This is a genomic window from Methylobacter sp. BlB1 (assembly GCF_015476545.1).
Classification (GTDB): Bacteria; Pseudomonadota; Gammaproteobacteria; order Methylococcales; family Methylomonadaceae; genus Methylobacter.
In genome coordinates, this window is sequence record NZ_JADMKV010000003.1 from 97,919 (window position 1) to 124,696 (window position 26,778).

34 protein-coding genes are annotated in these 26,778 nt (G+C 55.4%); 26 read left to right on the forward strand and 8 right to left on the reverse strand.

Annotation, left to right across the window (positions count from 1 at the left end; all coding sequences use genetic code 11):
• Positions 1-208 precede the first annotated feature (208 nt).
• Together IT781_RS02495 and IT781_RS02500 are read left to right on the forward strand one after the other, a co-directional pair.
• Positions 209-550 (forward strand): hypothetical protein, encoded by a 342-nt coding sequence (locus IT781_RS02495; protein ID WP_194968548.1) that lies wholly within the window; start codon positions 209-211, stop codon positions 548-550.
• 338 nt (positions 551-888) lie between these two features.
• Positions 889-1,884, forward strand: coding sequence for a hypothetical protein (locus tag IT781_RS02500; RefSeq protein WP_194968549.1), 996 nt, complete (start codon positions 889-891; stop codon positions 1,882-1,884).
• Between the two features lie 28 nt (positions 1,885-1,912).
• Here the strand turns inward: IT781_RS02500 and IT781_RS02505 are convergent, their stop codons facing one another.
• The 3 genes from IT781_RS02505 to IT781_RS02515 are packed head-to-tail and all read right to left on the reverse strand — an operon-like array spanning position 1,913 to position 4,235.
• Positions 1,913-2,893, reverse strand: coding sequence for a ribose-phosphate pyrophosphokinase (locus tag IT781_RS02505; protein WP_194968550.1), 981 nt, complete (start codon positions 2,891-2,893; stop codon positions 1,913-1,915).
• Positions 2,890-3,558: a dienelactone hydrolase family protein gene (locus IT781_RS02510; protein WP_194968551.1), complete on the reverse strand. Its 669-nt coding sequence runs from the start codon at positions 3,556-3,558 to the stop codon at positions 2,890-2,892. The genes IT781_RS02505 and IT781_RS02510 overlap by 4 nt, the downstream gene beginning before the upstream one ends.
• The gene (locus IT781_RS02515) at positions 3,555-4,235 is read right to left on the reverse strand and encodes a phosphoribosyltransferase (protein WP_194968552.1); all 681 of its coding nucleotides are present in this window, start codon (positions 4,233-4,235) and stop codon (positions 3,555-3,557) included. The genes IT781_RS02510 and IT781_RS02515 overlap by 4 nt, the downstream gene beginning before the upstream one ends.
• A 137-nt stretch (positions 4,236-4,372) precedes the next feature.
• Here IT781_RS02515 and IT781_RS02520 point away from each other — a divergent pair, with 137 nt between their 5' ends.
• Positions 4,373-5,680 carry a CapA family protein gene (locus IT781_RS02520; RefSeq protein WP_228778866.1) on the forward strand — a complete coding sequence of 436 codons (1,308 nt, stop codon included), beginning with the start codon at positions 4,373-4,375 and terminating at the stop codon, positions 5,678-5,680.
• Positions 5,681-5,747: 67 nt separating this feature from the next.
• Here the strand turns inward: IT781_RS02520 and IT781_RS02525 are convergent, their stop codons facing one another.
• A complete protein-coding gene (locus IT781_RS02525; RefSeq protein WP_194968553.1) occupies positions 5,748-5,945 on the reverse strand; it encodes a hypothetical protein in 198 nt (65 codons plus the stop codon).
• Between the two features lie 340 nt (positions 5,946-6,285).
• On the opposite strand from IT781_RS02525, the gene IT781_RS22160 reads away from it, so the two are divergent.
• From IT781_RS22160 to IT781_RS02540, 3 genes are all read left to right on the forward strand, one after another.
• Positions 6,286-6,414: a TraR/DksA C4-type zinc finger protein gene (locus tag IT781_RS22160; protein ID WP_228778871.1), complete on the forward strand. Its 129-nt coding sequence runs from the start codon at positions 6,286-6,288 to the stop codon at positions 6,412-6,414.
• A 134-nt stretch (positions 6,415-6,548) separates the two neighbouring features.
• Positions 6,549-8,054 (forward strand): phenylacetate--CoA ligase family protein, encoded by a 1,506-nt coding sequence (locus IT781_RS02535; protein ID WP_194968555.1) that lies wholly within the window; start codon positions 6,549-6,551, stop codon positions 8,052-8,054.
• 168 nt (positions 8,055-8,222) lie between these two features.
• Positions 8,223-8,663, forward strand: coding sequence for a low affinity iron permease family protein (locus IT781_RS02540; protein WP_194968556.1), 441 nt, complete (start codon positions 8,223-8,225; stop codon positions 8,661-8,663).
• 40 nt (positions 8,664-8,703) lie between these two features.
• On the opposite strand, the gene bfr is transcribed toward IT781_RS02540, so the two are convergent.
• From bfr to IT781_RS02555, 3 genes are all read right to left on the reverse strand, one after another.
• The gene (gene bfr, locus IT781_RS02545; protein ID WP_194968557.1) at positions 8,704-9,171 is read right to left on the reverse strand and encodes a bacterioferritin; all 468 of its coding nucleotides are present in this window, start codon (positions 9,169-9,171) and stop codon (positions 8,704-8,706) included.
• Positions 9,172-9,275: 104 nt separating this feature from the next.
• On the reverse strand, positions 9,276-10,871 hold the full coding sequence (locus IT781_RS02550; protein ID WP_194968558.1) for a SagB/ThcOx family dehydrogenase: 1,596 nt from the start codon (positions 10,869-10,871) through the stop codon (positions 9,276-9,278).
• A 182-nt stretch (positions 10,872-11,053) separates the two neighbouring features.
• A complete protein-coding gene (locus IT781_RS02555; RefSeq protein WP_194968559.1) occupies positions 11,054-11,341 on the reverse strand; it encodes a nitrogen fixation protein NifZ in 288 nt (95 codons plus the stop codon).
• A 214-nt stretch (positions 11,342-11,555) separates the two neighbouring features.
• Here IT781_RS02555 and IT781_RS02560 point away from each other — a divergent pair, with 214 nt between their 5' ends.
• The 16 genes from IT781_RS02560 to IT781_RS02635 all read left to right on the forward strand — a co-directional run bounded on the left by IT781_RS02560 (position 11,556) and on the right by IT781_RS02635 (position 22,551).
• Positions 11,556-11,885 carry an iron-sulfur cluster assembly accessory protein gene (locus tag IT781_RS02560; RefSeq protein ID WP_194968560.1) on the forward strand — a complete coding sequence of 110 codons (330 nt, stop codon included), beginning with the start codon at positions 11,556-11,558 and terminating at the stop codon, positions 11,883-11,885.
• A 35-nt stretch (positions 11,886-11,920) separates the two neighbouring features.
• Entirely contained in the window at positions 11,921-12,820 is a 900-nt protein-coding gene (gene nifU, locus IT781_RS02565; protein ID WP_194968561.1) for a Fe-S cluster assembly protein NifU, read from the forward strand.
• A gap of 3 nt (positions 12,821-12,823) precedes the next feature.
• A complete protein-coding gene (nifS, locus tag IT781_RS02570; RefSeq protein WP_194968562.1) occupies positions 12,824-14,032 on the forward strand; it encodes a cysteine desulfurase NifS in 1,209 nt (402 codons plus the stop codon).
• A 77-nt stretch (positions 14,033-14,109) separates the two neighbouring features.
• Complete coding sequence (gene nifV / locus IT781_RS02575; protein ID WP_194968563.1) at positions 14,110-15,255, forward strand: homocitrate synthase; 1,146 nt, start codon at positions 14,110-14,112, stop codon at positions 15,253-15,255.
• Entirely contained in the window at positions 15,248-15,418 is a 171-nt protein-coding gene (locus IT781_RS02580) for a hypothetical protein (RefSeq protein WP_194968564.1), read from the forward strand. The genes nifV and IT781_RS02580 overlap by 8 nt, the downstream gene beginning before the upstream one ends.
• Positions 15,418-16,200 (forward strand): serine O-acetyltransferase, encoded by a 783-nt coding sequence (gene cysE / locus IT781_RS02585; RefSeq protein ID WP_194968565.1) that lies wholly within the window; start codon positions 15,418-15,420, stop codon positions 16,198-16,200. Before IT781_RS02580 ends, cysE begins: the two co-directional genes overlap by 1 nt.
• On the forward strand, positions 16,201-16,710 hold the full coding sequence (locus tag IT781_RS02590; RefSeq protein ID WP_194968566.1) for a hypothetical protein: 510 nt from the start codon (positions 16,201-16,203) through the stop codon (positions 16,708-16,710).
• Positions 16,711-16,945: 235 nt separating this feature from the next.
• A complete protein-coding gene (nifW, locus tag IT781_RS02595) occupies positions 16,946-17,260 on the forward strand; it encodes a nitrogenase-stabilizing/protective protein NifW (RefSeq protein ID WP_194968567.1) in 315 nt (104 codons plus the stop codon).
• Positions 17,257-17,736, forward strand: a complete 480-nt coding sequence (locus tag IT781_RS02600) for a nitrogen fixation protein NifZ (protein WP_194968568.1) — start codon at positions 17,257-17,259, stop codon at positions 17,734-17,736. Before nifW ends, IT781_RS02600 begins: the two co-directional genes overlap by 4 nt.
• A 2-nt stretch (positions 17,737-17,738) precedes the next feature.
• Positions 17,739-18,617, forward strand: a complete 879-nt coding sequence (gene nifM / locus IT781_RS02605) for a nitrogen fixation protein NifM (protein WP_194968569.1) — start codon at positions 17,739-17,741, stop codon at positions 18,615-18,617.
• Complete coding sequence (gene clpX, locus IT781_RS02610; RefSeq protein WP_194968570.1) at positions 18,607-19,881, forward strand: ATP-dependent Clp protease ATP-binding subunit ClpX; 1,275 nt, start codon at positions 18,607-18,609, stop codon at positions 19,879-19,881. Before nifM ends, clpX begins: the two co-directional genes overlap by 11 nt.
• Before the next feature lie 61 nt (positions 19,882-19,942).
• Entirely contained in the window at positions 19,943-20,557 is a 615-nt protein-coding gene (gene grxD, locus IT781_RS02615) for a Grx4 family monothiol glutaredoxin (protein ID WP_194968571.1), read from the forward strand.
• Positions 20,558-20,659: 102 nt separating this feature from the next.
• Positions 20,660-21,097 (forward strand): SoxR reducing system RseC family protein, encoded by a 438-nt coding sequence (locus IT781_RS02620; RefSeq protein ID WP_194968572.1) that lies wholly within the window; start codon positions 20,660-20,662, stop codon positions 21,095-21,097.
• A 2-nt stretch (positions 21,098-21,099) separates the two neighbouring features.
• A complete protein-coding gene (locus IT781_RS02625) occupies positions 21,100-21,402 on the forward strand; it encodes a hypothetical protein (RefSeq protein WP_194968573.1) in 303 nt (100 codons plus the stop codon).
• A gap of 10 nt (positions 21,403-21,412) precedes the next feature.
• Positions 21,413-21,700, forward strand: a complete 288-nt coding sequence (locus IT781_RS02630; RefSeq protein ID WP_194968574.1) for a DUF6156 family protein — start codon at positions 21,413-21,415, stop codon at positions 21,698-21,700.
• Between the two features lie 296 nt (positions 21,701-21,996).
• Positions 21,997-22,551: a lectin-like protein gene (locus tag IT781_RS02635; protein WP_194968575.1), complete on the forward strand. Its 555-nt coding sequence runs from the start codon at positions 21,997-21,999 to the stop codon at positions 22,549-22,551.
• Positions 22,552-22,808: 257 nt separating this feature from the next.
• Here the strand turns inward: IT781_RS02635 and IT781_RS02640 are convergent, their stop codons facing one another.
• A complete protein-coding gene (locus IT781_RS02640; protein ID WP_194968576.1) occupies positions 22,809-23,186 on the reverse strand; it encodes a TIGR03118 family protein in 378 nt (125 codons plus the stop codon).
• A gap of 467 nt (positions 23,187-23,653) precedes the next feature.
• On the opposite strand from IT781_RS02640, the gene IT781_RS02645 reads away from it, so the two are divergent.
• The 4 genes from IT781_RS02645 to IT781_RS02660 all read left to right on the forward strand — a co-directional run.
• A complete protein-coding gene (locus IT781_RS02645) occupies positions 23,654-24,163 on the forward strand; it encodes a GspH/FimT family pseudopilin (RefSeq protein WP_194968577.1) in 510 nt (169 codons plus the stop codon).
• A complete protein-coding gene (locus IT781_RS02650) occupies positions 24,157-24,975 on the forward strand; it encodes a PilW family protein (protein WP_194968578.1) in 819 nt (272 codons plus the stop codon). The genes IT781_RS02645 and IT781_RS02650 overlap by 7 nt, the downstream gene beginning before the upstream one ends.
• A gap of 24 nt (positions 24,976-24,999) precedes the next feature.
• The gene (locus IT781_RS02655) at positions 25,000-26,217 is read left to right on the forward strand and encodes a PilX N-terminal domain-containing pilus assembly protein (RefSeq protein WP_194968579.1); all 1,218 of its coding nucleotides are present in this window, start codon (positions 25,000-25,002) and stop codon (positions 26,215-26,217) included.
• 12 nt (positions 26,218-26,229) lie between these two features.
• Positions 26,230-26,778: prepilin-type N-terminal cleavage/methylation domain-containing protein (locus IT781_RS02660; protein WP_194968580.1), on the forward strand; the 549-nt coding region annotated here is incomplete at its 3' end.

Here is a 26,778-nt window from a genome sequence, read left to right on the forward strand (position 1 = left end):
GATTGCTGCCGTCATAATCGAACAAAGCGCCTTAGCAATCCAGCATGAGTTTTAGATAGGCGCAGGTGCTTCATTTTTATCATTATCTGAGCATACTGTGGCTAACAGTTACTTCAGCCAATGGACGAGGCGCTGTGTTGCGCTCACCATACCTTAATGCATGGGGCTGAATAAAATTGTTAGATAACAACAAAAAAGGAAACACGCCGTGAACGAACTAACAGAAACAGCCGAACGCCCAACCTCGATAACAGTCATCTGTGTGATTGGGTTTGTCGGGTCACTGATAGCATTGCCTTTGATTTTCTCACCTGTAGCGCAGCAATTAGGTTTTGGCTATCTGCTATACCTGGGCCTTTCGTCTTTCATAGGATTGGCGTGCATGTTCGGCTTGTGGATGATGAAAAAATGGGCTGTTTATACTTACGCAGGTCTTACAGCGCTCAATCAGATCGTTCTGCTGGCAATGGGACTATGGAGCGTCATGGCGCTGCTTATGCCGGCTGTGGTTATCTTCTTTGCACTGAAGCATGTTTCCAAGATGTCATGATCAGGTTGCCCCTCAAGAAGCGCATTTCAGCCGGGTAAGGTGCGCGGCGTACCTTTTGGAGTTTCATTCACCTGAACATTTGGAAAATGGTACGCAATGCGGACCCTACTTCCTATAACAATCAGCTCGGTAGGCTGGGTTAATAAACCCAGCATTTACCGCCCCGATATGCCGGGTTTTCGCCAAGCGCCAGCCCAGCTTCCTCAATCAGACGGCCAAGGCCGCACTTTCGCCCCGGCCTTTTGTCTTAACGGTAACAATGATACTGGAGACTGAACATACAGTATGGTATTCAGATCAGGCTTACTGAATAGCGCTGCTTGCGGGAAACGTGCGCAATGCGTATCGAAGAAAAGGTAGCCTTTCTTCGGCAACCGGACAGCTATCCGGACAGACCTGCACATGTCGAAGTCATCAAAACTCATATGTCCTGGGTTTTTCTAACCGATAGGCTGGTTTACAAGCTGAAGAAACCCGTTCGATACGATTACCTGGACTTCAGCACCTTGGAAGCCAGGCACAAAAACTGCGAGCGCGAAGTACATCTCAATCGGCGGTTGGCTGAACACGTTTACCTCGGCACCGTGCCGCTCACTCTGGAAGCCGATGGCGGCCTGAAGTTGGGAGGCGAAGGATGTGTGGTGGATTGGCTGGTGCAAATGCGCCGCCTGCCCGCCGACCGCATGCTCGATGTTGCGATTCACGAAGGGACGGTCTCGGCCGAAGATGTGCGGAAGGTGAGCCAGGTGCTGGCCGATTTTTATCAATTTTCGCCTTCCTTAGCCATCAGCCCGGCCGAGTATCGGCGCAGCTTCGAGGCGGATATTCGGAGCACTCTGATCGAATTGAGCGACAGCCGATACGCTTTGCCCGGCGTGCAGGTGGACGGGCTCATGGCGGCGCAAAGGCAATTTCTGACAGAACAGGGAGACCTTCTTGAACAGCGCGCAAGGGACGGGCGCATCATCGATGCACATGGCGACCTCAGGCCGCAGCATATCTGTCTGATCTCAGAGCCGGTGATCATCGATTGCCTGGAGTTCAACCGGCAGTTCCGCACCCTGGACCCCGTTGACGAATTGGCTTACCTGGCCCTGGAATGCGAGCGTATCGGTGCGCCCGTTATCGGCGACCAGATTCTGGCGTACTACAAGAAAGCCGTCCGCGATGCCTGTCCCACTGAACTGATCGCGTTTTACATGGTTTTCCGTGCCTGCCTGCGCGCCAAGATCGCTGTATGGCACACGGTGGATCATGACGTTGAGGATCATCAGCGCTGGCTAAGCCTTGCCCGAACCTATCTCGACCAAGCAGAGCGGTATGTGCCTCATTGATGAAGGCAGGGATGAAGTGTGTTTGCGCCTACAGGAACTCTACGCTGGAGCCGCTGGTGTGAATATGCCGGATGGCGTCCGCGAATAGCGGCGCGACGTCCAGCATCGTCAGCCGGTTGCGCACGAGTTCCGGGTCGAGCCGGAACGGCGGCAGCGTATTGGTAACCACCAGGCTATCCAGGGCGGGATCGGCCACGACCTGATCGGCCTTGCCCACGAAAATGCCGTGGGAAGCGGCGGCATGGATGCTTTGTGCGCCCTGTCTGCGGCAGGCATGCGCGGTCCGCAGGATCGTGCCGCCGGTGCTGATCATGTCGTCGATGATGATGGCGGCTTTGCCTTTTACATCGCCCACCAGCGCTTCGCCGCTGACGACCCCGGCGCTGCGCTGCTTTTCCATGAAGGCGCTGCCGGCAGGCCCGCTCAGCCGCTGGCTCAGCGCTTCGCGAAACAGTTCCGCACGTTTGACGCCGCCGACGTCCGGAGAAACGACGACCACATCGGCATCGGCGAACCGCGCAGCGAAATGCTCGACGAACAGTTCCTTGGCTTCCAGATGGTCCGTAGGACAGCGGAAAGCGTTTTGAAAAGCGGCAAGGTTATGTACGTCGAGGGTCAGCACCCGATCCATTCCCACGGCCTCCAGCAGCTGCGCCATGTAGCGGGTCGTCACCGGATCGCGCGACTTGGTTTTCCGGTCTTTGCGCGCATAACCGAGGTAGGGCAGGACGGCGGTCACCGATCGGGCCGAGGCATCTTTCAGGGCGCCGATGAAAAACAGCAGCCGGCACAGCTTGTCGTTGACGCTTTTTCCAGGCTCGCTGTACAGCGACTGGATCACGAAAACGTCGCAGCCCCGCACGCTCTCCAAAGGGCGTATCTTGTGCTCGCCGTCTTCAAAGTCTCGTTCCTCGTGCAGAGCCAGCGGTATATTGAGAGCCGCTCCGATTTTTTCTCCAAGCACCCGGCTTTCGCTCAGTGCAAACAGGCGCATCGCGTCGAGATTCATGAGCCGGACAGATAGCGCAGGAACCAATCACGGGTGAGCTTCGCCACCTGTTCCAGTTTACCCGGTTCCTCGAATAGGTGAGTGGCGCCGGGAACGATCTCCAGGCGATGCTCGGCCTGCAGATAGCGGGCCGCCTGTTGGTTGAGCCCGATGACCACAGCGTCTTCCCCTCCTACGATCAACAGCGTAGGCGCTCTCACCTTGGCCAGATGGCGTAGCGCCAGATCAGGCCGTCCGCCGCGCGAGACGACTGCGGCGACTTTCCTGGTGCGTGCGGCGGCAGCGCCCAATGCAGCCGACGCGCCGGTGCTGGCCCCAAACAGCCCAACGGCAAACCCGGCGGTCGTTGCGTTTTGGCTCACCCAATCGATCACGCCAATAAGCCGGCCGGTCAGCAATTCGATATCGAAACGGAATTCGCGCGTGCGCAGATCGATGTCTTCCTCATCCGAAGTCAAAAGATCGAAAAGCAGTGTGGCAAGCCCGGCCTCGTTCAGGATTTCGGCCACGAAACGGTTGCGCCGGCTGAACCGGCTGCTGCCGCTGCCATGAGCGAAGACTACCAGACCCTTTGCGCGCTCAGGAACGGTAAGGCTGCCGTCAAGAGAGATGCCTTCAAACATCATGCTGACTTCAATGGGCGCCGGGGATGCGGGATGAGTCATGGCTTTTCCGTGTAGTTTGCGGAACTGAATTCCGTAGACCAGACGGATTCGAGGAGCGACTTGACGTCCTCATCGGTGGTCTGGGAAAAATCCCTGTACCAGCGGCCGACGGCTGAAAATGGCTCTGGCATAGCCAGGCAGATCACCTCATCGGCTTCCTCTTTCAGCATCGCTACCGTATCAGGCGGAGCTACGGGGATGGCCACTATGACCGAAGCGGGATTGCGTTGCCTCAAGGCGGCGACAGCGGCACGCATGCTCGCCCCCGTAGCCAGACCGTCGTCCACCAGAATCACATGGCGGTTCTCGACAACAGGTAGCGGATGATTGCCCCGATAGGCCTGCTCGCGCCGTTGCAGTTCCTGTTGCTCCCTTTTAATGGCGGCTTCCATGAGCTCCGGACCGATATGAAGTCGTGACACCAGATCAGCGTTGAACACTGTCATGCCGCCGCTGGCGATTGCGCCCATGGCCAGTTCCTCATGGCCGGGCGTTCCGAGTTTGCGCACCAGCATGATATCCAGCGATGCGTTAATCGCCTGGGCGGCCTCGAACCCTACCGGGACTCCGCCGCGGGGCAAGGCAAGGACAATCACGTCCGGCCGGTTGGCGTATTTGGCCAAGGCCTGTCCCAGCAGGCGCCCGGCGTAGGCGCGGTCTTCAAATGGCAGTCTCAAGGCGGCTTCCTCATCTACACATCATAAGTTTGTTCCTATGACCGGAATACCTTGTCTATGTATCCATGTCAGGCGATGAAAACTTATAGCCATTTTTGCAAACTGGTATTCGGAGCTTTCGGATGGAATGATGGTCAATGGGACTATTAACCTACCTCTATTTGCCGGCGATGCGTGATTATCAGTTAAAACCGAGAACGCGAAGGGATTTCCTGAAATTAGCCGGGCTTACGGCGATCGCACTGGGCATGGCCGATGCGCGACCGGCGCCGGGCAGGAAAGAAATGAGGTGCGATCAAGGCCTTTCAGCTCAGACGACTTCCCGTAGTAACCGGACAGTTACGTTATTTCTGTGCGGCGATGTGATGACCGGTCGGGGCATCGACCAGGTGCTGCCGCATCCTTCCAACCCGCGGATTCATGAGTCTTATATGAACTCCGCCCGAGGCTATGTGCAGATTGCGGAGGAGGCCAACGGCCCCATTCCGGAACCGGTCGGTTTTGACTATATCTGGGGCGATGCGCTTGAAGAACTCCGGCGCACCGGTCCCGACGTCCGCATCATCAATCTCGAAACGGCAGTAACGACCAGCTCTGATTTCTGGCCTGGCAAGGGCATCAATTACCGGATGCATCCGAAGAACATCCCCTGCATTACTGCGGCAGGTATCGACTGCTGCGTGCTGGCCAACAACCATGTCCTGGACTGGGGCTATGATGGCCTGAAAGAAACCTTGACCACTCTGGCCGATGCCGAACTCAAGTGCGCCGGGGCGGGCCGGAACCTGTCGGAAGCCGAAGCGCCGGCGATTATCGAGGTGGCAGGGAAAGGGCGCGTGCTGGTATTCGGCTTCGGCGATGACAGCAGCGGCATTCCCTTGCAGTGGGGCGCCCGCCACGATAAGCCGGGCGTGAATCTGCTGCCGGATTTCTCAGAGCACACGCTGAGCCGTATCGCTGAGCGGATCGCGGATCTCAAGCAGAAAGGCGATTGCGTGGTGGCCTCGATACACTGGGGCGGAAACTGGGGTTACAAGATAGTAAATGCGCAAAGAGACTTTGCGCACCGGCTGATAGATCTGGCCCATGTGGACGTGGTGCATGGCCACTCATCGCACCATCCCAAAGGCATCGAAGTCTATCAGGGCAAGCCGATCCTGTACGGCTGCGGCGACTTTCTGAACGACTATGAGGGCATTTCAGGCCACGAGGAATTCCGGGGCGATCTCTCGCTGATGTACTTGGTAACGCTGGACCTGACGACAGGAAAACTGGTCAACCTGATGATGTCGCCCCTGCAAATCAAACGCTTCCGGTTGAATTACGCGACGCCTAAAGATGCTTTCTGGCTGCAGCAGGTGCTGGACAGGGAAAGCCGATTGCTGGGCACGAAGATTGATTTGATCGACAGAGACCGACGTCTGGCTTTGTCGGTCAGTTGTTGATGACTGATTGCCCGACTGCCTGGGCATTATCATTAAAATTCATGATGAGTGATGGCGGGATGAGTGATCAATGTTCCAACAATTTTACTTTGTTAGCATTGGCAAACGCTCTAATACCCGGATCGTTGATAAGAGAGCTGGACAGTTGATCAACCATATCGAAGCTTAACGCAAAATCGAACCCGATATCGGACTCATCGTTGTCGGTCTCTTGATCGTTTAATCCCAGCAAGGTCATTTTTTCTCTGATCCAGTTCAGCAACATCTCTATACCTGTCGTTCTTTAAGTGGTGGCCGCCAGCATAGAGCAGTCAGATGACATTTGTATGACAGCTGGCTTAATGAGCCGGTCTTTAATTGAAAGACAGGCGTATCTGCCCGGCATTGGTTTGCTGTACAAGTATCGGATAATGCGGTAAAAATGATTCCATGACGTTAAAATATAAGGACTTTGGAAAGCCATAGGCTTAAACAAATCCTGTTAAATTCCATAACCTACAAGTCGAGTGAGAAATATGTCATCCGCATGGGCAGGTGGCACCGATGCCATCATGGAGCGAATGGAACAAATGACCACGCTCTTTATTGAAGAAACACGAAAATCAATGTATACCGGCGAATCGGCTATCGATTGCGAAGAATGCGGCGAACCGATACCGGAAAGTCGCCGAAAGGCTATCGCCTGCAAATATTGTTTGCCTTGCCAGACGGCATTGGAAAAAAATTCAAAATAAGGCGATAGGCGCACTTTGCCGCTGACGCCTGCAAGTATCGGTTCGAGGGCACGGCTCAAGAACTGAAGACGGCGCCTGACCTGTCTGTTGACGGTCAGGCGCTCTGCCATGTGAACATTTTTCAGGTATCTTTCATGTCCGACTCGCTTATGCCTCCGTCTACTGATGCTTATAATCACTTTATCTCGACGCCGCTGGATGCGCTTCTGGCAGAGCACCAGGCCGTCAATCCTGAAGACAAGGCGCTGGCCCTGTTTCGCCGGTGCGTAGCCGAGGTTCCCGCTTATCGGCAGTTTCTGGAGTCACAGAAGGTAAATCCCGCTGAGGTTAATTCTTATCAGGATTTTCAGAAGTTGCCGCTGATGACCAAGGCTAATTACATGCAGGCTTATCCGCTGCCGGAGCGCTGCCTGGGCGGCAGTCTTCGCGGATCTGACCGCGTGGCGGTCTCTTCCGGCTCTACGGGACAGCCGACTTTCTGGCCGCGCTCTGCCGATTATGAACTGGCTGTGGCCCAGCGCTTCGAGCAGATTTTTCACGACAGTTTCCACGCCCATGAGCGCAGCACGCTGGCGGTGGTCTGCTTCGCGCTGGGCAACTGGGTGGGCGGCCTGTACACGACATCCTGCTGCTGGCATCTGGCACGCAAGGGCTATCCGCTGATGGTGGCGACGCCCGGCAACAACAAGGCGGAAATCTTTCGGGTCGTGCGCGAGCTGGCGCCCCATTTTGAACAGACGGTGCTGCTGGGCTATCCGCCATTCGTCAAGGACGTGATAGATGCCGGCGCCGCCGAAGGAATCCACTGGCCCGGCTTTAACCCCAAGCTGGTTTTTGCCGGCGAGGTATTCAGCGAGGAGTGGCGCAGCCTGGTGGGGCTGCGTACCGGCTCCGGGTCGCCCTGCTTCGATTCGGCTTCGCTGTACGGCACGGCCGATGGCGGCGTGCTTGGCAATGAAACGCCGTTCAGCATTGCAATCCGCCGCTGGCTGGCCGTTCATCCCGATGCGGCCCGTACCTTGTTCGGCGAATCGCGGCTGCCGACGCTGGCGCAATACGATCCGGCCCGGCGCTTCTTCGAAGTGCACGAAGGCACTCTGGTGTTTTCAGCAGAAAATAGCGTACCCCTGGTGCGCTATCACATTGCCGACAAGGGCGGTATATTGGATTTTGATGAGTTGTGGGATTTTCTGCAGGCGCAGGGCGTGCGGTCATTCAACGAATTAGGCCTGGACGAAGATTTTCAGCCCCGCCATTTGCCGTTTGTGTATGTGTTTGGGCGGGCCGATTTTACCGTGTCCTACTACGGCGCCAATATTTATCCGGAAAACGTCACGGTCGGCCTGGAGCAGCCGGAGATCATGAATTGGGTGACCGGTAAATTCGTGCTGGAAACAGCGGAAACCGAAGCGGGCGACAGTTATCTGCACATTGCCGTGGAACTGTTGCCCGATGTTGAACCCGACGAGACGATGGCATCCGTGATAGCCGAATCCATCCGCATGCAGTTGCTGCGCCTGAACAGCGAATTCGCTAATTATACGCCGCAGGAGCGGCAATTGCCTCAAGTCACTCTGCACGCGTTTGCAAGCCCTGATTATTTCCCGGCAGGGGTGAAGCATCGGTATACCCGTCGTTGAAAAGATGGCGCGCTAAAGCCGGGCAATACTGGAATCTATTTTGCGTTTTCGATCATCCGATAGGCCGAATTTCCGCAAAGCGCCAGCCCAGCCTGCACAAATCGCCCAAAGCCGCACTTTCACCTCATCCCCTTGTCTTAATGGCAATAATGACACTGGAGGCAAGCGATGAAAGACACGGCATGGTATTCAAATATGGCCAGACTGGCGTCACGGATCAGCGGACGCCCGATGACCTTTAGCGTAGCGGTAGGGTTTATTATTGTCTGGGGCATCACCGGCCCCCTTTTTGGTTTCAGCGATACATGGCAACTGGTCATCAACACGGCAACGACCATTGTGACGTTTCTGATGGTGTTCCTGATTCAGAATACGCAGAACCGTGATACCGAGGCCATCCAGATCAAGCTTGATGAGTTGATTCGGGCCACTCAGGGCGCCCATAACGCATTGCTGGACCTTGAGGAAATGGAGCAGGTTCAGCTCGATGAATTCCATGACCATTACGAGAAACTGGCGGAGGAGGCAAGGCGCGGGTTGAAGAAAGGACATCTGGATACGAATAATCCAGAGCCCGAGCAAGCCGCCGCGGATAAAAGAATACACTGACCGAAGCGCCGGCTGGGGATGCTAGGCCCGGCACTGACGGCTACATCTGCGACTGCAGATAATTTTGCAGGCCGATTCTATCGATCAGGCCCAGTTGCTTTTCCAGCCAATGGGTATGGTCGTCCTCGGTGTCCTCCAGCATGCCTTCCAGAATCTCCCGGGTGACGTAGTCATTGACCGACTCGCAATAGGCAATGGCTTCCTTTAACGCGCTGATCACCTGCATTTCCAGGGCAAGGTCGTTTTTCAGCATGTCAGGAACCGTGCTGCCGACAGCCAGAGGATTTCGGACCGACAGGTTCGGCACGCCTTCAAGAAACAGGATGCGCTTGATCAGGGCATCGGCATGGCCTGTCTCGTCCTGCATTTCATGATTGATGCGCTCGTACAATTTATTGAAACCCCAGTTTTCATACATGCGCGAATGAATGAAATATTGATCCATGGCGGTCAATTCGCCGGCCAGTAATTTATTCAGCCGGTCAACCACTTGATTGTTGCTCTTCATAGAATTACCTTGTGTTTAATTATTGTTGCTTATTTGCTGGGCGGGATGTGCTTTTTTTGCATCTAGTCCAGATTAGAGCGCATAAACCCAATCCTGTCAAAATACTAACGCGCCTCTTTGTCCCGTAAATGGTCATAAGGCGGCAAAGTCTGCAGCCGCGCGTCTTTCAGCGGCATGCCCACGGTGAAATGGTACAGGCTCTGGAGCCGGTCAGACTTGATGCCGAGAATTTCGTGGACGCTGTCATCGAAATAACAGCCGATGCCGGTGCCGCGCACGCCTGCCGCCTCGGCTTCCAGATACAGCGCCTGGCCGATCAGGCCGCATTCCCAAAACAGCCGGCGGTAGATCCAGGGTTGATCGCCGAAGCCGAATTCGGCCACCATGGCCAGGCTGAAGGCGCTGTCGCTGGCGATTGACTGGTGGCAGGACAGCGTTTTGGCGATCTGCCGGCAATCGCCGATGTAGAGCTGATAAAGCGGCAGGATGTCCGATACGGGCTGCCAGTCAAAGTCGGTGAGCGTGGCGTTCTGCAGTTTATCAAGCGCTTCAGGATCGCGAGGCAAGGCATATATGCCCGGAGCCAGGCTTTCAATGCGGTGTACAAACAAAAACAGATGGATTTTCGCGGGCCAGCGCCACAGATCGAAAGGCGGTTTGCGGGCCGGCATGACAGCGCTCAGCAGTCGGTAGAAGTCGGCCAGCGGCAGGGTGGTTTTGCCGTCGAAATGCTGGGCGCTGCGGCGCTGGCGGATAATGGCCGTTGCCGCCTGTCGGCTGGATAAGGTGACGGCCGGCTGAGGGGCGGCCTGCCAGAGTGGTTCTTCGGTGCGCGGCTTGGCGGCGGCAGCGGAGACCTCGTCTATGATGGGCCATTTGTACATGTGATAGGCCTTCAGGCTGCTTGCCCGGCCTGACCACGCGGCTGATTGTAGGGTTTCCGACAAAGTTTCGATTTCAAAAGGTGTGCCTGTGCCGGAAGCCGTATGTATGCGGCAGATCAGGTCGGGCGATTCCCGTTCGTCCGGCTTGAAGTCATCCTGACGGTCAAGCCCCAGCAATGCGGCTATGTCATCATCGGCGCATTCGGCCAGCAATTCAACCGACCAGCCCAGCGCCGCCGCGGCGTAGCGCAAGGCGCCCAGCGCATGGCCGGTATCGTGCTGGCAGTAGCGGTAAGCCCGCTCGCCGTATTTCCAAGCTTCGCGCCAGTGTACCGAACTCAATCCGATCAAAATGCCTGCATTATCCACATCATCGGCAAATCGGCAGCGCCGCTCCAGATGATGGTCATGGCTGACATAGTGGTAAACGCCCGGCTTCATCAATGAGCGGTCTGTATTGATCAGATAAGCCTCAGTCGGATGCAGATTGCCGCTGGACGGGTTGCAGCGCAATGCCCAGCGGTCAGGTCCGTACTGTTTCCAGGCCGCCAGGCCGAAGGACAGCTCCAGCAGCAAGCCCAGCGATTCCAGCGTCAGTGCCTGGGGGGCGATGGCCTGCGGGTTGTCCAGTTCGCTGAACAGGATGGGCAGCTCGGCGCCGGGTTTAGGCAGTGGCATCGATTCGCAGCCGGCGAAGCGTCGGAACGGATCGGGCTGGTCGTCCCAGTCCAGGGTTTCAGGTCCTTTTGCGTAGCGGTCCAGATGGTGCTTGGTGCGGTGGTGGTAGTCGATGACGATTTGCGTTGACTTGTTCATATTATGGTTATTGCTTGCTGTTGCACAGTGAGTAGGCTGGGTTAGCCACAAGTGGGACGGGGTTTTCAGCCCCGTCCTGTCGCAGGTAGGGTACGCATCGCGTACCTTTTAAAGCTTGACGGTTCATCACGACTCCGAAAAGGTACGCTATGCGTACCCTACGACTTCGTGGCGGTACAAGGTTATGAAAATTCAAACCTTCCCCAAGCATGCTCATGCCGACTCTCCAGTCTCAAATCTTCAGGCCAGCACCCGATGGGGGTGCCCAGATTCATTTCCCTGTCTTCAAAGCGCACTATATAAACGCTGCGCTCCGGCTGCTCTTCCACATGGCCGATCATGGTGATGACTCCGCGAGCCCCGGCTTCGGCCAGCACTTGGCCGTGCATGCCATTCGGCATGGAGCCGTCATCGGTGATCGCGTGAGCTGCATAAACAACATCGCCTATATCAAGGTCTTCAATTCTCATGTGTTATCTCCTCAAAGCTTCCGATTGTTTTGTAGCAAAGCCTACAAAGTTTCAAGTGATTGTCTGTTTAGAACCTGCCCTGGCCAGTCCGTCATATTATTCCTGCTTTATTTCTTCTTTATTAAACAAGGCATTAAAAAAATAAAAGGGTGATGGCATACAGGTTGCTTTAAGTATTAACAAGAACGATGCCAACCCTATTCAGGAGACTTACATGATTACATTGACTGAAAACGCTATTAACGCTGTCGGGCGATTTATCGCCGGTTCCGACAAGCCTACAGCCGGCTTGCGGATTGAAGTAACCGATGGCGGCTGTTCGGGTCTGCAATACGGCCTGAAGCTGGAGGAAAATCAGAGCGCAGAAGACACCGTTATCGATTGCGGCAGCGTCAAGGTGTTCGTCGATCCTAACAGTATGCCCATGCTGGACGGCATGTCCGTCGACTTTATCGACAGCATAGAAGGGTCGGGGTTCAAGTTCAGCAATCCAAATGCCGTTAAAAGTTGCGCCTGCGGCACATCGTTCAATACGTGTTCGTAAACAGCCCTAATCAATAGCTTCTGGAGGATTAAACGATGTGGGATTACTCAGAAAAAGTCCAAGAACATTTTTTCAACCCTAAAAATGCCGGAGCTGTCGCCGATGCCAATGCGGTCGGCGAAGTGGGCTCGATCAGTTGCGGCGACGCGCTCAGGCTGACATTGAAAGTCAACGAAGAAACCGAGATCATCGAGGACGCCGGTTTCCAGACCTTCGGCTGCGGTTCCGCGATCGCGTCCTCCTCGGTACTGACCGAAATCATCAAAGGCATGACGCTGGATGAGGCGCTGAAAGTCACCAACCAGGACATCGCCAATGAACTGGACGGCCTGCCGCCCGAAAAAATGCACTGCTCGGTCATGGGGCGCGAAGCCCTGCAGGCCGCTGTCGCGAACTACCGAGGCGAAGAATGGAAGGACGATCATGAAGAAGGCGCGCTGATCTGCAAATGCTTTGCGATCGATGCCGTCATGATCGAGGAAATGGTCGTAGCCAATAACCTGCGCACGGTCGAGGATGTCACCAACTTCACCAAAGCGGGCGGCGGCTGTGCGGCCTGCCATGAAGACATCGAAGGCATCCTGGCGAAAGTGCTGGCCGAGCGGGGCGAAAAATTCGACCCGAACGCCGCGCCGATCGAGGTGGCCGCATTGGCCAAGACCAAGGCGCCGATGACCAACCTGCAGCGCATCAAGAAAATCGAAGAGGTGCTGGATAAGTTAAGGCCGCAGCTGATGGCTGACGGCGGCAACGTGGAGCTAGTCGAGGTCATCGGCAACACCGCTTACGTCAACATGACCGGCGCCTGCAGCGGCTGCCAGATGGCCGCAATGACCATCGGCGGCATTCAGCAACGTCTGATGGAAACGCTGGGTGAATACATCAAGGTCGTCCCGGCCTCACAAATGCCCAAAGCCGCCGTGGCAGGAGCGTAAATCATGAACGCCATCTATCTCGATAACAATGCCACCACGCGCGTCGATCCGCTGGTGGTCGATGCGATGCTGCCGTACTTTACCGAACAGTTCGGCAACCCGTCATCCATACACCGGTTTGCCGACGGCGTCGCCAAGGGCATCAAGCAGGCGCGCCATCAGGTGCAGGAACTGCTGGGCTGCGAGCACGATTCGGAGATCATCTTCACCTCCTGCGGCACCGAATCCGACTCGACAGCCATCCTGTCGGCCATCAAGGCGCAGCCGGACAGAAAGGAAATCATCACCACGACCGTCGAGCATCCGGCCATCCTGAACTTGTGCGAGCATCTGGAAAAGGAAGGCTACACGATTCATCGCATGCCCGTGGACAAAGTCGGGCGCCTGGATCTGGACGCTTACAAAAAACTGCTGTCCGATAAAGTCGCCATCGTTTCGGTCATGTGGGCCAACAATGAAACCGGCACGCTGTTCCCGGTCGTGGAAATGGCCGAAATGGCCCATGCCGCCGGCGTCATGTTTCATACCGACGCGGTTCAGGCGGTCGGCAAGATTCCGATGATGCTGAAGGACACCAAGATCGACATGCTGTCGCTGTCGGGCCACAAGCTGCACGCGCCCAAAGGCATCGGTGTGTTGTATTTGCGGCGCGGCACGCGTTTTCGCCCATTGCTGCGCGGCGGCCATCAGGAACGCGGACGGCGCGCCGGCACCGAGAATTCGGCGGCTATCGTCGGCCTCGGCAAAGCCTGTGAACTGGCGCTGGCGCATATCGAGTACGAGAACACTTACGTCAAGGCCATGCGCGACCGCCTGGAGCAGGGCATCGTCGGGCTGATCCCGAACTGCTTCATCACCGGCGACATCGACAACCGCTTGCCCAATACCACCGATATCGCCTTTGAATACATCGAGGGCGAGGCCATCCTGATGCTGCTCAACAAAGCCGGCATCGCCGCTTCCAGCGGCTCGGCCTGCACCTCGGGATCGCTGGAGCCTTCGCATGTGATGCGTGCCATGAACATCCCGTATACGGCCGCGCACGGCACGATCCGCTTCTCGTTCTCGCGCTACAACACGATGGCGGAAGTCGACGAGGTCTTGAAAGTGATGCCCGATATCGCCGCGACCCTGCGCAAGCTGTCGCCTTACTGGGACGGCAACGGGCCGGTGGTCAATCCCGAACAGGCATTCCAGCCGACCTATGCATGACAGGAAATGTAGGGTACGCACCGCGTACCTTAATTAAAACCCAACAAATGGTACGCGATGCGTACCCTACGTGAATTATGAAAGCTCAATCTCGCACCATCATCATTGACGACACCACGCTCAGGGACGGCGAGCAATCGGCCGGCGTCGCCTTTTCGCTGGATGAGAAGCTGGCGATTGCCGCTAAGCTGGCGGCTTTGGGCGTGCCGGAACTGGAGATCGGCATTCCGGCCATGGGCGAGCTTGAGCGTGACGAGATCAAGGCTATCGCGGCCCTGGGATTGCCCGCCAAATTGCTGGTCTGGTCCAGGATGCGGCGCGAGGATTTGCGGGCCTGCCTGAACCTTAATGTCGATAAGGTCGATCTGTCGATTTCGGCATCGGACCAGCATATTGAGAACAAACTGAAACAAAGCAGGCCATGGGTCCTGAAGACCATCGCTTCCTGCGTGCGCGAGGCGCGCGATCTGGGCCTGGAGGTCTGCGTCGGCATGGAAGATGCCTCGCGCGCCGATACCGGCTTTCTGCTGCAAATGGCCGAAGCCGCGCAAGCGGCAGGGGCGAGCCGCATCCGCTTTGCCGACACGGTCGGCATCATGGAACCGTTCGGCGTGTTTGAAACAATCAAGCGCTTGCGTGCCGCAACCGATCTGGAAATTGAAATGCATGCCCACGACGATCTGGGGCTCGCCACGGCCAATACGCTGGCCGCAGCCCTGGCCGGCGCCACGCATCTGAACACCACCGTCAACGGCTTGGGCGAGCGGGCCGGCAACGCTGCGCTGGAAGAAGTCGTGGTCGGCCTGAAGCAGTTGTACGGCTTTGAAACGGGCGTCGATCTGACTAATTTCACAGCCTTGTCGGAGCAGGTCGCTAAAGCTTCCGGCGATGCCATCGGCAGCCGCAAAAGCCTGATCGGCAAGGACGTCTTCAGCCATGAAGCGGGCATTCATGTCGATGGCCTGCTGAAAGATCCGAACAATTATCAGGGCGTCGATCCGGCCATCGTCGGACGCCGTCACCAACTGGTCCTGGGCAAGCATTCGGGCACGCGCGGCGTCATGCATGCCTATCAGCAACTGGGCATACAACTGACGCGCCTGCAGGCGCAGCAATTGCTGATGCAGGTCCGGCAGTTCGTCAGCCGTACTAAACGTTCGCCGACCGCTGCCGACCTGGACCGGTTTCATCAAAATCTCTCCGGAGGATATTGCTATGAATGATCAAGCCAAACAACCCTCAGCGGAAAAGACCGCGGACATGCCCGGACAAACGCTGCCGGCAGAGCCTCAAAGACGAGAGCAGGGCGATGACCGCTATCCGGGTTCCTTTTTCAGGATACCGGGCCTGGCGGTGCCGGGCAAAACCGGCTGGAGTCTGAGCTGATGGCTGCCGTGTCTATAGACGAGCGCCTGGAAGCGCCGCTGAGCCTGATAGCGCAATGGCGGGAAGACGTCCATTGCGTGTTCGCCCGCGATCCGGCAGCGCACAGTGTCTGGGAAATCCTGCTGACCTACCCGGGCGTACACGCGACGTTGTTTCACCGCGCCAATCACCGGTTGTGGAAGGCGGGCTGGAAATTGCCGGCCAGAATCCTCGGCTCGGTTGCCCGGATGCTGACCAATGTCGATATTCATCCCGGCGCGACGATAGGCCGGCGCCTGTTCATCGACCACGGCCTCGGCGTCGTGATCGGCGAAACCACAGTCATCGGCAACGACGTCACGCTCTATCACGGCGTGACGCTGGGCGGGACGACCTGGAACAAGGAAAAACGTCATCCCACGCTCGGCGATAACGTGCTGGTCGGCTCCGGCGCCAAGGTGCTGGGCGCCATCACGCTAGGCGACAACGTACGCGTCGGCGCCAATTCCGTGGTGGTCAAGGACGTGCCGCCCTGCTGCACGGTCGTCGGCATTCCCGGCCGCGTCATACAAAGCAAGGGCACCAAGATACAGAACCGGCACGGCATCGACCTGGACCATCATCTGGTGCCCGATCCGGTCGGCAAGGCCATCAGTTGCCTGATGGAGCGCATCGACGAACTGGAAGCCCGGCAGACCGAAGTCAGCAAAGTATTGCACGAACAACATTGCGAGGCCTGCGAAGCCGAAAGCCTCTGCGCGGCCGAGCAGGAAATCGTCATCAAGCGCGCGGTGGGAGAATAAATGGATCTGCTCGATTTTGAAGCCAAAGATCTGTACTTCGACCGGTCGGATGCGCCCGAGGTCGAGGGGCTGATTAAAAAGGCAGCCGAAAACTATAGCAGCGAGGCCGAATTGCCTTTGCTGAGGGCCTATTTCCTGGCACCCGAGTCGCTGAACGTGCTGGTGGCCCTGAACCGTTTTTACTACTACCAGCACCGGCTGGAAGATGCTCTCAACGCGACCGGCAAGGCTCTGGATGTGGTCAGGCTCATGACCGGTTTTCCCGAAGACTGGCGCGATCTGCGGCAGAGCCATATCGATGCGGTTCCGCCCGATTCGCTGACAAGGGTCCGCTTGTATCTGTTCACCCTGAAAGCCATCGGCTTTCTGAACATGCGCCTGCACCGGCTGGATTTAAGCCAGGCGGTTTTCGAGAAGCTGGTCGAGCTGGACCGCATGGACCGCATCGGCGCGAAAGGATTGCTGGAATTGCTGCACCAGTGCAGGGCCGAGGTTGGGGCCACCGCATGATTAATTTGTAGGGTACGCATTGCGTACCTTTCGGAAGGCTTAATAAAAGGTACGCGGTGCGTACCCTACTTTGTGGTTAATTTGTTTAGGAGACGGTCATGTCGAAGTCAAACGAAAAACCCTATTCCATGCTGATGACCGTGACAACGACAGCACTGTTCGTCCTGCTGGCGTTATACCTGCTGTTTCAGGACACCTCATTAGTCGGGCCTATTTGAATGTTTGGAGAAAAACGATGAGTTTCGAAGAAGAAATGGAAGAGCTGGAATCAGCCGAAGACTTCCTGCAGTATTTCGAGCTGGAATACGATCAGCGCGTTGTGCACGTCAACCGCCTGCACATCCTGCAACGTTTCCATGACTACCTGCAAAAAGCCGGAGACAGCATACCGGATGACGAAGAGGCCAAACGGGCCGTGTACAGCCGGCTGCTGATGCGCGCCTACCAGGATTTCGTCGAATCCGACGCCCAGACCGAAAAAGTGTTCAAGGTCTTTTCCATGGGCCAGCCGCAGACTGCGTTTGTTTCACTGAGCGATATAAAAACATGAACCCCGAACGCTTTGACGAAGGCCGGTTTGAATACGGCGAGGCCGTGCGCGTAACGCGCAACATCCGCAACGACGGCACCTATCCGGGCTTGGAGGTGGGCCATCTGCTGATCCGGCGCGGCAGCGTCGGCAACGTGGTCGAGGTCGGCACTTTCCTGCAGGACCAGGTCATCTTCACGGTGCATTTTCTCAATCACGGTCGTATGGTCGGCTGCCGCCTGGAGGAACTGATCAGCGCCGACGATCCCTGGAATCCCAGCCGTTTCGAGTTCAGGGACCAAGTGGTCTGCGCAGTCGATCTCGGCATGCAGGGCCAGATCCTGTATCCCAAAGGCACGCAGGGAGAGATTTTCAAAGTGATCAGGGACAACGAGATGATTCAGTACCACGTCAATTTTACCGGACGGATGCTGCAAGTGCCGGAATCGGCGCTGGAACCCGCCCATCCCGAAACCTTTAACGAGCCGGAGGGTTGACTATGGAAACCGTTGAAAAAGCTGCCCGGACAGAACCCTATGCGTTGCTCCGCGCCTCGCTGGCGCTGTTTAGGAAAGCGCCGGACAAGCTGGACCCGGCCCAGTTGCAGCAGGCCGAAGCGCAGGCCAGGAACGAATACCGGCTGGAAAGCCGGGTGCTGAATGCGCCGGAAGCGGCTGGCGTGATCATTCCCGAGCGCGAATGGCAGGCGGCCTATCAGGAAATCCGCGACCGTTACGAAGACGAGAGCGCTTTTCTGCGCGAGTTGGCGAAAAACCGGCTGACCGAGGAGACCTTGCGTGCGGCATTGTACCGGCAATGCAAGGTCAATGCCGTGCTGGAGAAGATCGCCGCGCGTTCGCCCGAAGTCAGCGAAGTAGAAATCGGCATTTACTACCATCTGCACGCCGAGCAATTCAACCGGCCGGAGCTGCGCGAAGTCAGCCACATCTTCATCAGTATCAATCCGGATTTTCCCGAAAACACGCGCGAGAATGCTTGGGACCGCATTCAGGATGTCCGCGCGAGACTGCTAAAAAAGCCGCATAAATTCGCCGAGCTGGCCCTGAAGTATTCGGAATGCCCGACCTCCCTGAACGGGGGGACGCTGGGCAAGGTGCCGCGCGGTAAGCTGTATCCCGAACTGGACGCCGTGCTGTTCAGCATGAAGGCCGGCGAAGTCAGCCAGGTTCTGGAATCGGAAATCGGTTTCCATGTCCTGCTCTGTAAACAGATACACCGGGCGGAAACCATCTCATTAAAAAACGCGACGCCGAAAATACGCCAGCTGATGAAGGAGCGCTATAGACGCAACTGCCAGCGCGCCTGGCTGGCCAGTTTGCCGGTCGCCGAAACGGAGGGAAAAAGTTATGGCGGATAAAGAAACCAGACACTGTTCTTTTTGCGGTATCGAACAATCGGCTTCCGTGCCGCTGATCGCCGGCGCCGAAGGCACCATCTGCGAGGCCTGCGTCTTGCTGTCCAGCCAGGTCATATCGAGCTGGAGCCGGCGCAAGGAGCTGGCGGAAATGCAGGGGCCGCTGCCGATTCCGGTCAAGATCAAGGAATATCTGGACCAGTACATCATTGGCCAGCATCTGGCCAAGGAAATCCTGTCGGTCGCGGTCTACAACCACTACAAGCGGCTCAAGCACGTCAGTGGCGATGCGGGCCTGGGCGAGTTCGACAAGGACGTGGAGATCGGCAAGTCCAACATCCTGCTGATCGGACCGTCCGGCACCGGCAAGACCCTGCTGGCCAGCACGCTGGCCAAGATCGTCGGCGTGCCGTTTGTGGTGGCCGACGCCACGACGCTGACGCAGGCCGGCTATGTCGGCGACGACGTGGAAAATATCCTGGTCCGGCTGCTGGATGTGGCCAATGGCAATATCGGCAATGCCGAATGGGGCATCGTCTATCTCGATGAGATCGACAAAATCGCGCGCAGCCCGGAGCAGCAGACCGGCACGCGCGACGTTTCCGGCGAGGGCGTGCAGCAGGCGTTGCTGAGGCTGGTCGAAGGCTCGCAGGTCAAGGTGCCGTCCAAGGGCCGCGGCAAGGATGGCGCCGATACGATCATTGATACGCGCAATATCCTGTTCATCGCCGGCGGCTCGTTTCCGGGCCTGGAAAGGCACGTCGAGCGCCGCCTCGTGCCCACCGACACAGCCATCGGTTTTCATGCCGCCGTCAATAACCCGAACAAAAAGCCGGCTCTGGAAGAGATGCTCAATGCCACACAGCCCAGCGACCTGCGCAAGTTCGGCCTGATTCCCGAATTCATCGGCCGCTTTCCGGTGCTGGCGCCGCTGGAGCCGCTGGATGTGGACGCCTTGATACAGGTTCTGACCGAACCCAAGAATGCGTTGGTCCGCCAGTATCAGCAACTGTTCGCCTACGAGGGCGTGGAGCTGAAATTCGAGCAGGAGGCATTGGTTGAAATCGCCAACAAGGCCATCGAGCGGGAAACCGGCGCGCGCGGGCTGCGCAGCATCATGGAGCAGATTCTCAGAAAGACCATGTTTGAGATCCCCTCTCGCGACGATGTTGAGCAGTGCGTCATCGATGCGGCCACTGTCAGGGGCGAAGGCGAAATCAAAGTGATCAGGAAAGAAGCGGTCAAGATCAGGCAGCAGGCGTCATAACGGCGGCTTCACGAATCTCGGGCGACTAAAGTCGCCCCCACAAAGGAAACACGGGAATACCATGAAAACCGAAGACAAAATCCGCCAGCAACTGGCATCCAACCCGATCATCATCTACATGAAAGGCATACCGGCCAATCCGCAGTGCGGGTTTTCGGCCAAGGCCATCGACTTTCTCAACAAGACCGGCGTTGCCTATTCCTATGTCAACGTGCTGGAGGCGCCTTTCATCCGCGAAAAGCTGCCGGGCATCTCGCACTGGCCGACTTATCCGCAATTGTTCGTGAACGGCGAACTGGTGGGCGGCTGCGATATCATTGAAGCTATGGCCAACGAGGGCAGTCTTTCGCCGCTGCTGCGGCAGGCGGCCGCCAAAGACGCGCAGCCGGAAAGCGACACGCTGAGCGCCGCCGAGGTTGAAGCGCTGGTGCGTCAGGGGCTGCCGGATGCACAGGTTTTTATCGAAGGCGCCGGCTGTGACTTGTCCTTAGTGGTAGTCAGCGGGCAATTCACGGATCTGTCGCCGGTAAAAGAGCAGCAGCTGGTGCTGGCAACGCTGAAGGAACCTTTGGCCTCAGGCAAGCTGCACGCGGTCAGCGTCAAAGCCTATACGCCCGATGAGTGGCAGGCGAAGCAGACGCGCCCTGATTCGGGCCTGTTGCAGATACAGGGTTAAAGGGGGCTTGGCGGCGATGTAGGGCGAATTTATCTCCCCAGGGTAATAAATTCGCCCCTATAGTGAACTGCCTCTCCAATACCAATTAATTGGAGCAAAACCATGATCGAAGAATTAGCCGTCGTCGTAAAAACAGAAAATCATCAGGTCTGGGTCGAAAGCCGGCAGGACGGAGCCTGCGCGGGCTGCAGGCAAAAAGCTTCGTGCTCGACATCGGCAATCGGCAGCGTGGTCGGCAAAAAAGCCGTTGCCGTCGACAGCCGAATCAATCTGCATGTGGGCGATGAAGTTATCGTCGCCATCGATGAAGTCTGGGTGCTGAAAGCCTCATTGTTATTGTATCTGTTGCCGTTGATAGCCATGTTCGCCAGCGCCGGCATGACCAATTGGCTGTTGCCCGATGCCAGCGCCGGCGTCGAACTGTGGACAGCCGGCAGCGCCTTGCTCGGCCTTTCGCTTTCGATGCGGCTGATCAACAGACTGCAGAGGCGGTTCTTGTTGAGCCACTGCACCAGACCGATCGTGCTGAAAAAGCTTTAGCCATGGTCAACGTTTGGGCTGTCGATAAGGATATCGCGCTGAAGCTGTTGCTTCTGGAACTGGTGCGTCTGTACGGTGAAAACACGCTGGCATTGAAAGCCTCAGATCCAAACCGTCAGGCGGTCGAGCTTTGCCTGACCGATGATCCGACCCTGTCTGTCTATGTCTACACGTTTGCCCAGAACCGCGGATGCTACGGCGTCGACTTGAAATACCCGATTCCGGAACACAATATCATCGGCGAAAATGAAAATCTGCCGCTGGACCGGACCCTGGAAATTATCGCCATCCATTTATTTTCTTAACAGTAACTGCATGAATCAGGAACCCTCGCTTATCTGCCGCCATTTCGTCAGCTACAGCGGCGTCAAACTGCCGTTAAAACTGGTCAATGAACTGACTGAAGCCGGCTTGAACAATCGCAACACCTTTTATCGTGGCTATTTCGATACTCTGGGCCGCCTGCGGGTCTGCCAAAAGATCGTGTACGGCGAAGTCGAATCCGAACACCGCTATCAATATGATGACAAAGGTGTCTTGAAACACGCGTTGATTATTGAAGACGGCGAGGAACGCGGACTTGATTTTAATGAACAGGTGTAGTGCGTACCTTTATGCCTTGAAAAAGTTTTGCGCGCCATTTTCGAAATTCCAGGTGGATTGAATCCCAGCAATATACTCAATGCGTATCGTAACAGATGATAGTCAGCAATTTTTCTTAATACATGTAATTGAAATTGTCAAGGGTATTGCCCCGGGTTTTTCTGTGAACTTTTTCATATTTTTGAAAATATCCTGCTACTATACTCAAGCCCTGCATTAAGTAATGTGCAGTTGTGCAGCAGTCTTTTACAGACTGCTAATGTTTTGAATTACAAACGGAATTAAAGGTAATGGTTATGAAGAAATTAGTTTTATTGAGCAGTATTGCCCTGTTGGCTTCAGTGGGTTCGGCGAATGCCGCGCCGGTACAATATGCTGGCAATGGCCACTGGTATGATTTTATCAGTACTGGAGTTATTAGTTGGGATAACGCAGTGAGCGGCGCTGCAGGCTCCCTTCACAATGGAGTGAATGGACATTTGGCTACTGTTGCAGATGCCGGCGAAGATCAGTTCATATCATCTATAGCGGGTAACGCTTTTGGTTATTTGGGCGCCTTTGATGCAGGACATGAAGGGATATGGGAATGGATAACCGGGGAAACGTGGTCTTATACAAATTGGGCAGGAGGGGAACCCAATAATTGCTGTGGCGGCGAAAATTATCTGATGAAATGGTCTAACAACCAATGGAATGATATTGCGTCAGCTGACAGTTGGATAACCGGATATTATGTAGAGTATGAGAATGCTCCTAGTGCCGTACCCGTTCCTGCCGCAGTCTGGCTTTTTGGTTCAGGATTATTAGGTTTGCTTGGCGCTAGACGTAAAAGTCAGCAGGGAATCTTGTAGTCTGACAGGATGCGCTGACCACTGCATCGGCAGGAAATGATCCCGTCATTTTCTCCGCATAAGCCACATTCATAGGGCTTATGCGGGGATAATCCAATAGGATGCAAGGAGCAACGCAGCCAGAGGGGATGCGTTGAATACAGTGAATCGCATCAAGGGTGTCGATGGGTTCTTTGGATATCAGCGCACACTGTCAACTAGAACATCCAGCCATCCCACCGATGACAAATCACCTGGAAGCGTCTCAATTTGTATCGTCATTTTCGGTACAGATGGTTATGTGATTGCACCTCAAGGCGGCCATAGACCCGGTGCCGCTCATCACCCGGCCCTGCGGTAAAGGACAGAGTATTGATTGGCCGAGTCAGAAAGCCGTTGCCAAAGGCGAATCCATACAAGCCTTCAATCCGAACGGGAACATTATCGGTAGATTCCAGCTGGCCGATAAACTCCCCGGCCGCCAGGTCAAAGGCATTAATCCTGCAATCGCCGAAATTGCCCACCAAAAGACGGTTGCCGAATTCGCCAAAGCCTGCCGGAACCAGGGCCATCCCCTCAGGCGCGTTCAGTTTTTGCCGTGATGCCGCTCGACAGCCACGAGACGGCTGAACAATACGCCGTTGGGATGAACGCATTGGCCAGGCCGGGCCCTTTTCTTTATGTATCTTAAAAAAATCTTAAATTTTTCTTAAATATTTCTTAAACGTGAAGATGATCACGGCTTTTAACTAGCGTTTGAATTAAGGTGATTGCGCTCACAATTGTTTGTCGTATTCCGGCTTATTTGCCTGCCGGCATATGTACCGGGCAGATTCTCCAGTAGATACCAATGACACCGGAGAACAAATAACTCAGAGCCCAGCGCAACCAGGGAGCAAACCTGTTGGAAGATTCTGACTATTACAAAGGATTTAGAGAATGCGTAAAGTAACCTTTAACACGCTTCATTTTTTGCATTGCACGAAGGCGCGGTCTTTCGCTGAGCGCAAATTCCGGTCGGCGACTTTTTTGCTACTGCTGGCACAGAAGCAATCTTACTTAAACAAGACGCTTTAAGTAATGCTTAGTGAATTCGTCAAAAACCGATATGCATCTATGAATTATGAAAAACGAAAAAAAGGCCTATGAAAAATTAAAGGGTTCAGGCTTCACGTCGCTTGAGCTAATGATCGTAATTGCCATTATCGCCATCCTGGCGGCGCTTGCCGTTCCTTCATTCGGCACCGCTCTCGACAAACAACGCATCACCGGCGCGGCTGAAGCCATGTTAGCGGATCTGCGCTGGGCGCGGGCCGAAGCCATTAAGCGCAATAAAAAAGTCAGAGTCACTTTCACTCCCGGCAGTTCATGGAGTTATACCGTCCATGTCGATCCCGCCGGCAGCAACGCACTGCTCAAAACAGTCAACGGCAGCGATTTCCCCGCAACAACCTTATCATCGGCCAGTTTTGCCAGCGGCGTTGCCTATACCACTTTTGATCCGATACGAGGCACAAACCCCAATAACGGCACAGTCACAATCACTTCCAGCAACTTTAGCGCCGAAGTCAAAGTCAGCACGCTTGGTCGCGCACGGATTTGCGGTTCAATGGGAGGCTACGAAACATGTTAATAATCCATAAACAGCAAACCGGTGTAACGCTGATTGAACTGCTGATCGGCATGCTGATTGGCCTGATTATTGTCGCCGCCGGCATCAGCGTTTTTGTCACTTCGGTCAAAGGCCAAGCCGACAACATTAAGCTCAGTCGTCTGAATCAGGATATGCGCGCCATGATGGATATCATAGAGCGCGACATCCGCCGGGCAGGGTTTGTGACCTCTGACCCAACGACTAATTTGGCTTCGCTGCAAGACAATCCTTTTTTTGGCGCAACCACTGAACTGGCGGTTTATGATAGCAATACGTGTATTGTTTACGCCTATAACAGGGATGAAAGCGATGATAAAGATGATGATGGAGATAGTCGCATAGATGTAGTGTCAAGCGATAGACTCGGTTTTAGATTGGTTAGTGGCGATCTGGAAATGCGTACCAGTGGCACAACCAATGCAAACTGCACCGATGGCACTTGGGAGTCCATCACCGAATCGGAAGTGGAAATCACCGGGTTGACGTTCAATCCGATCTCAACAACTCTCAATGTCAGCAGCATGACCAATGATGATGACGGCGATGGCGTTTCGGAAGCTGCCGATACCGATGGCATTCCTTATGGGGATGATAATGATAACGGCTTTTGCGATAGCGGCGAGGTCTGCAACACCTGCACCCGTGATGGCAGCCCCGATCCTGCCTGCCTATACGTACGCAATGTCACTATTACATTGACCGGCCGTTTACGCGACGACAATGCCGTCACGCAAACCATCACCGAACAGGTGCGGGTGCGCAACGACAAATATCTGGCCCCGATTCCTTAATCGCTTCAAACTATAGAGTGAGTCATGAGATTTCCGAATTTCAACCTAAAAGCCCGCCAGCAGGGCGCCGCCACATTATTTGTTGTGATGATGCTGGCGATAATCATGGCCGTTATTTCATTGACCACGGCGCGAACCGGTCTTATGGAGCAGAAAGTTACCGGCAATGATCTGCGGGCCCGCGAAGTGCAGGAGGCGGCCGAGGCCGGGCTGGAATACGGCATAGGCTGGGCAAAACACAATAGCCTTCCTAATACCGTCACCTGTTCCTCAGGATCATTGCCGCTGGGATGCCCAACGGCCTTAACGACGGTGGCCGGCTCATCGACGGGAGAGAGCTATTTCTACACATTGACTTACACAAAAGGCATCGACTCGATCAAAATCACCTCGACAGCGCAAGGCGTTAATGATGGCAGCATTGCCGCGACCTCGGAAGCCTTTGTTAAACAGGTTGCCTTAGAATTGTTCGAGCCCGGGTTGCCCATGTCGCCCCCGTGGGTGATAGCAGGGTGCATTACCGGTGCGCCAGTCGGCACGCCCGATACGTTTGTGCTCAATGCCTCAAACAATGCCGTTCTCAGTGGCAGTGCAGCTACTGAAGGCTGCTTGCCGCAAGGGCATCTGGATGTTACAGCCTGGAATGATGCCAATGGCAACGGCATCAAGGATTTCGGCGAGGAAGGTGCTGGAACGACATTTAACCGCGGCTTTTTCTCCGGTTGCCCCGATGCTCACTGTGCCTGGAACAGCAGATTCAAAATGGATTTCATGGAAGCTTTTACAAGAGCCACCGATGCCGGCCATGTTTACTCTGGCCCTGACTCTATACCCTGCGGCCCCGCTATCTCTTCGCCCTCTATTTATGTGATCGATGACGATGGTCCAATCAATAATGGCAGCATGATCGGTACATGTTCCGACACGGGTGTTGATTCCCTCACCATAGGCGCACCCTATAAACCGATCCTTTTAATTATCCCCAGTACCAGAGGCTGCCCGAGATTTAATGGGACAATCACGATATACGGCATCATTTATTTTGAATCGGGGGCTGAATGCGATGCTAACGGCTGGGGGGGCGCAACTATTTACGGTTCGGTCATTTGGGAAGGCGACGTTAATAAACCCAATGCCAACACACAGTTTATAGAAGTTGATTACGGTACTGACTTAAATACTGTATTCAATATAGGCATGGACGATGCCACACGCATTCCCGGAACCTGGAAAGACTTTTAAAGGAAAATGACCATGAAAAAATTGCTGCATGCTTCTCAGGGAGGCTTTACCTTGTTAGAAGCATTGATCTCCGCACTGATCCTGGCGGTGGCGATGCTGGGAATGGCTAGATTGCAAGGCATTACGCTGATCAGCAGTGCGGATAGCCGCATGAAAACCCATGCCTTGAATCTGGCGCAAGACAAAATCGAACAGCTGCGCGGCTTCGCCAATCAAAATTCTTATATCAGTTATTCGGGATCGGATAACGATACTGCCGACGGCGCCAACAGCACTTTTACCCGGACCTGGACGGTCGATGACTGCGCCAATTCTGTCAATTGCAAGCAACTTAACGTCAAAGTGACATGGACAGATCCGAGAAACGCTACACAAACCGTACAGCTTACTTCGTATATCGCCGAGGTCGATCCGGTTAAATCGGGCGTGGCATTGTTAGTGACAGGTGCTGGTGGAGGTGCTGGTGGAGGCGGAGGTGCTGGTGGAGGTGGAGGTTCAGGTGGAGGTGGAGGTTCAGGTGGAGGTTCAGGTGGAGGTTCAGGTGGAGGTTCAGGTGGAGGT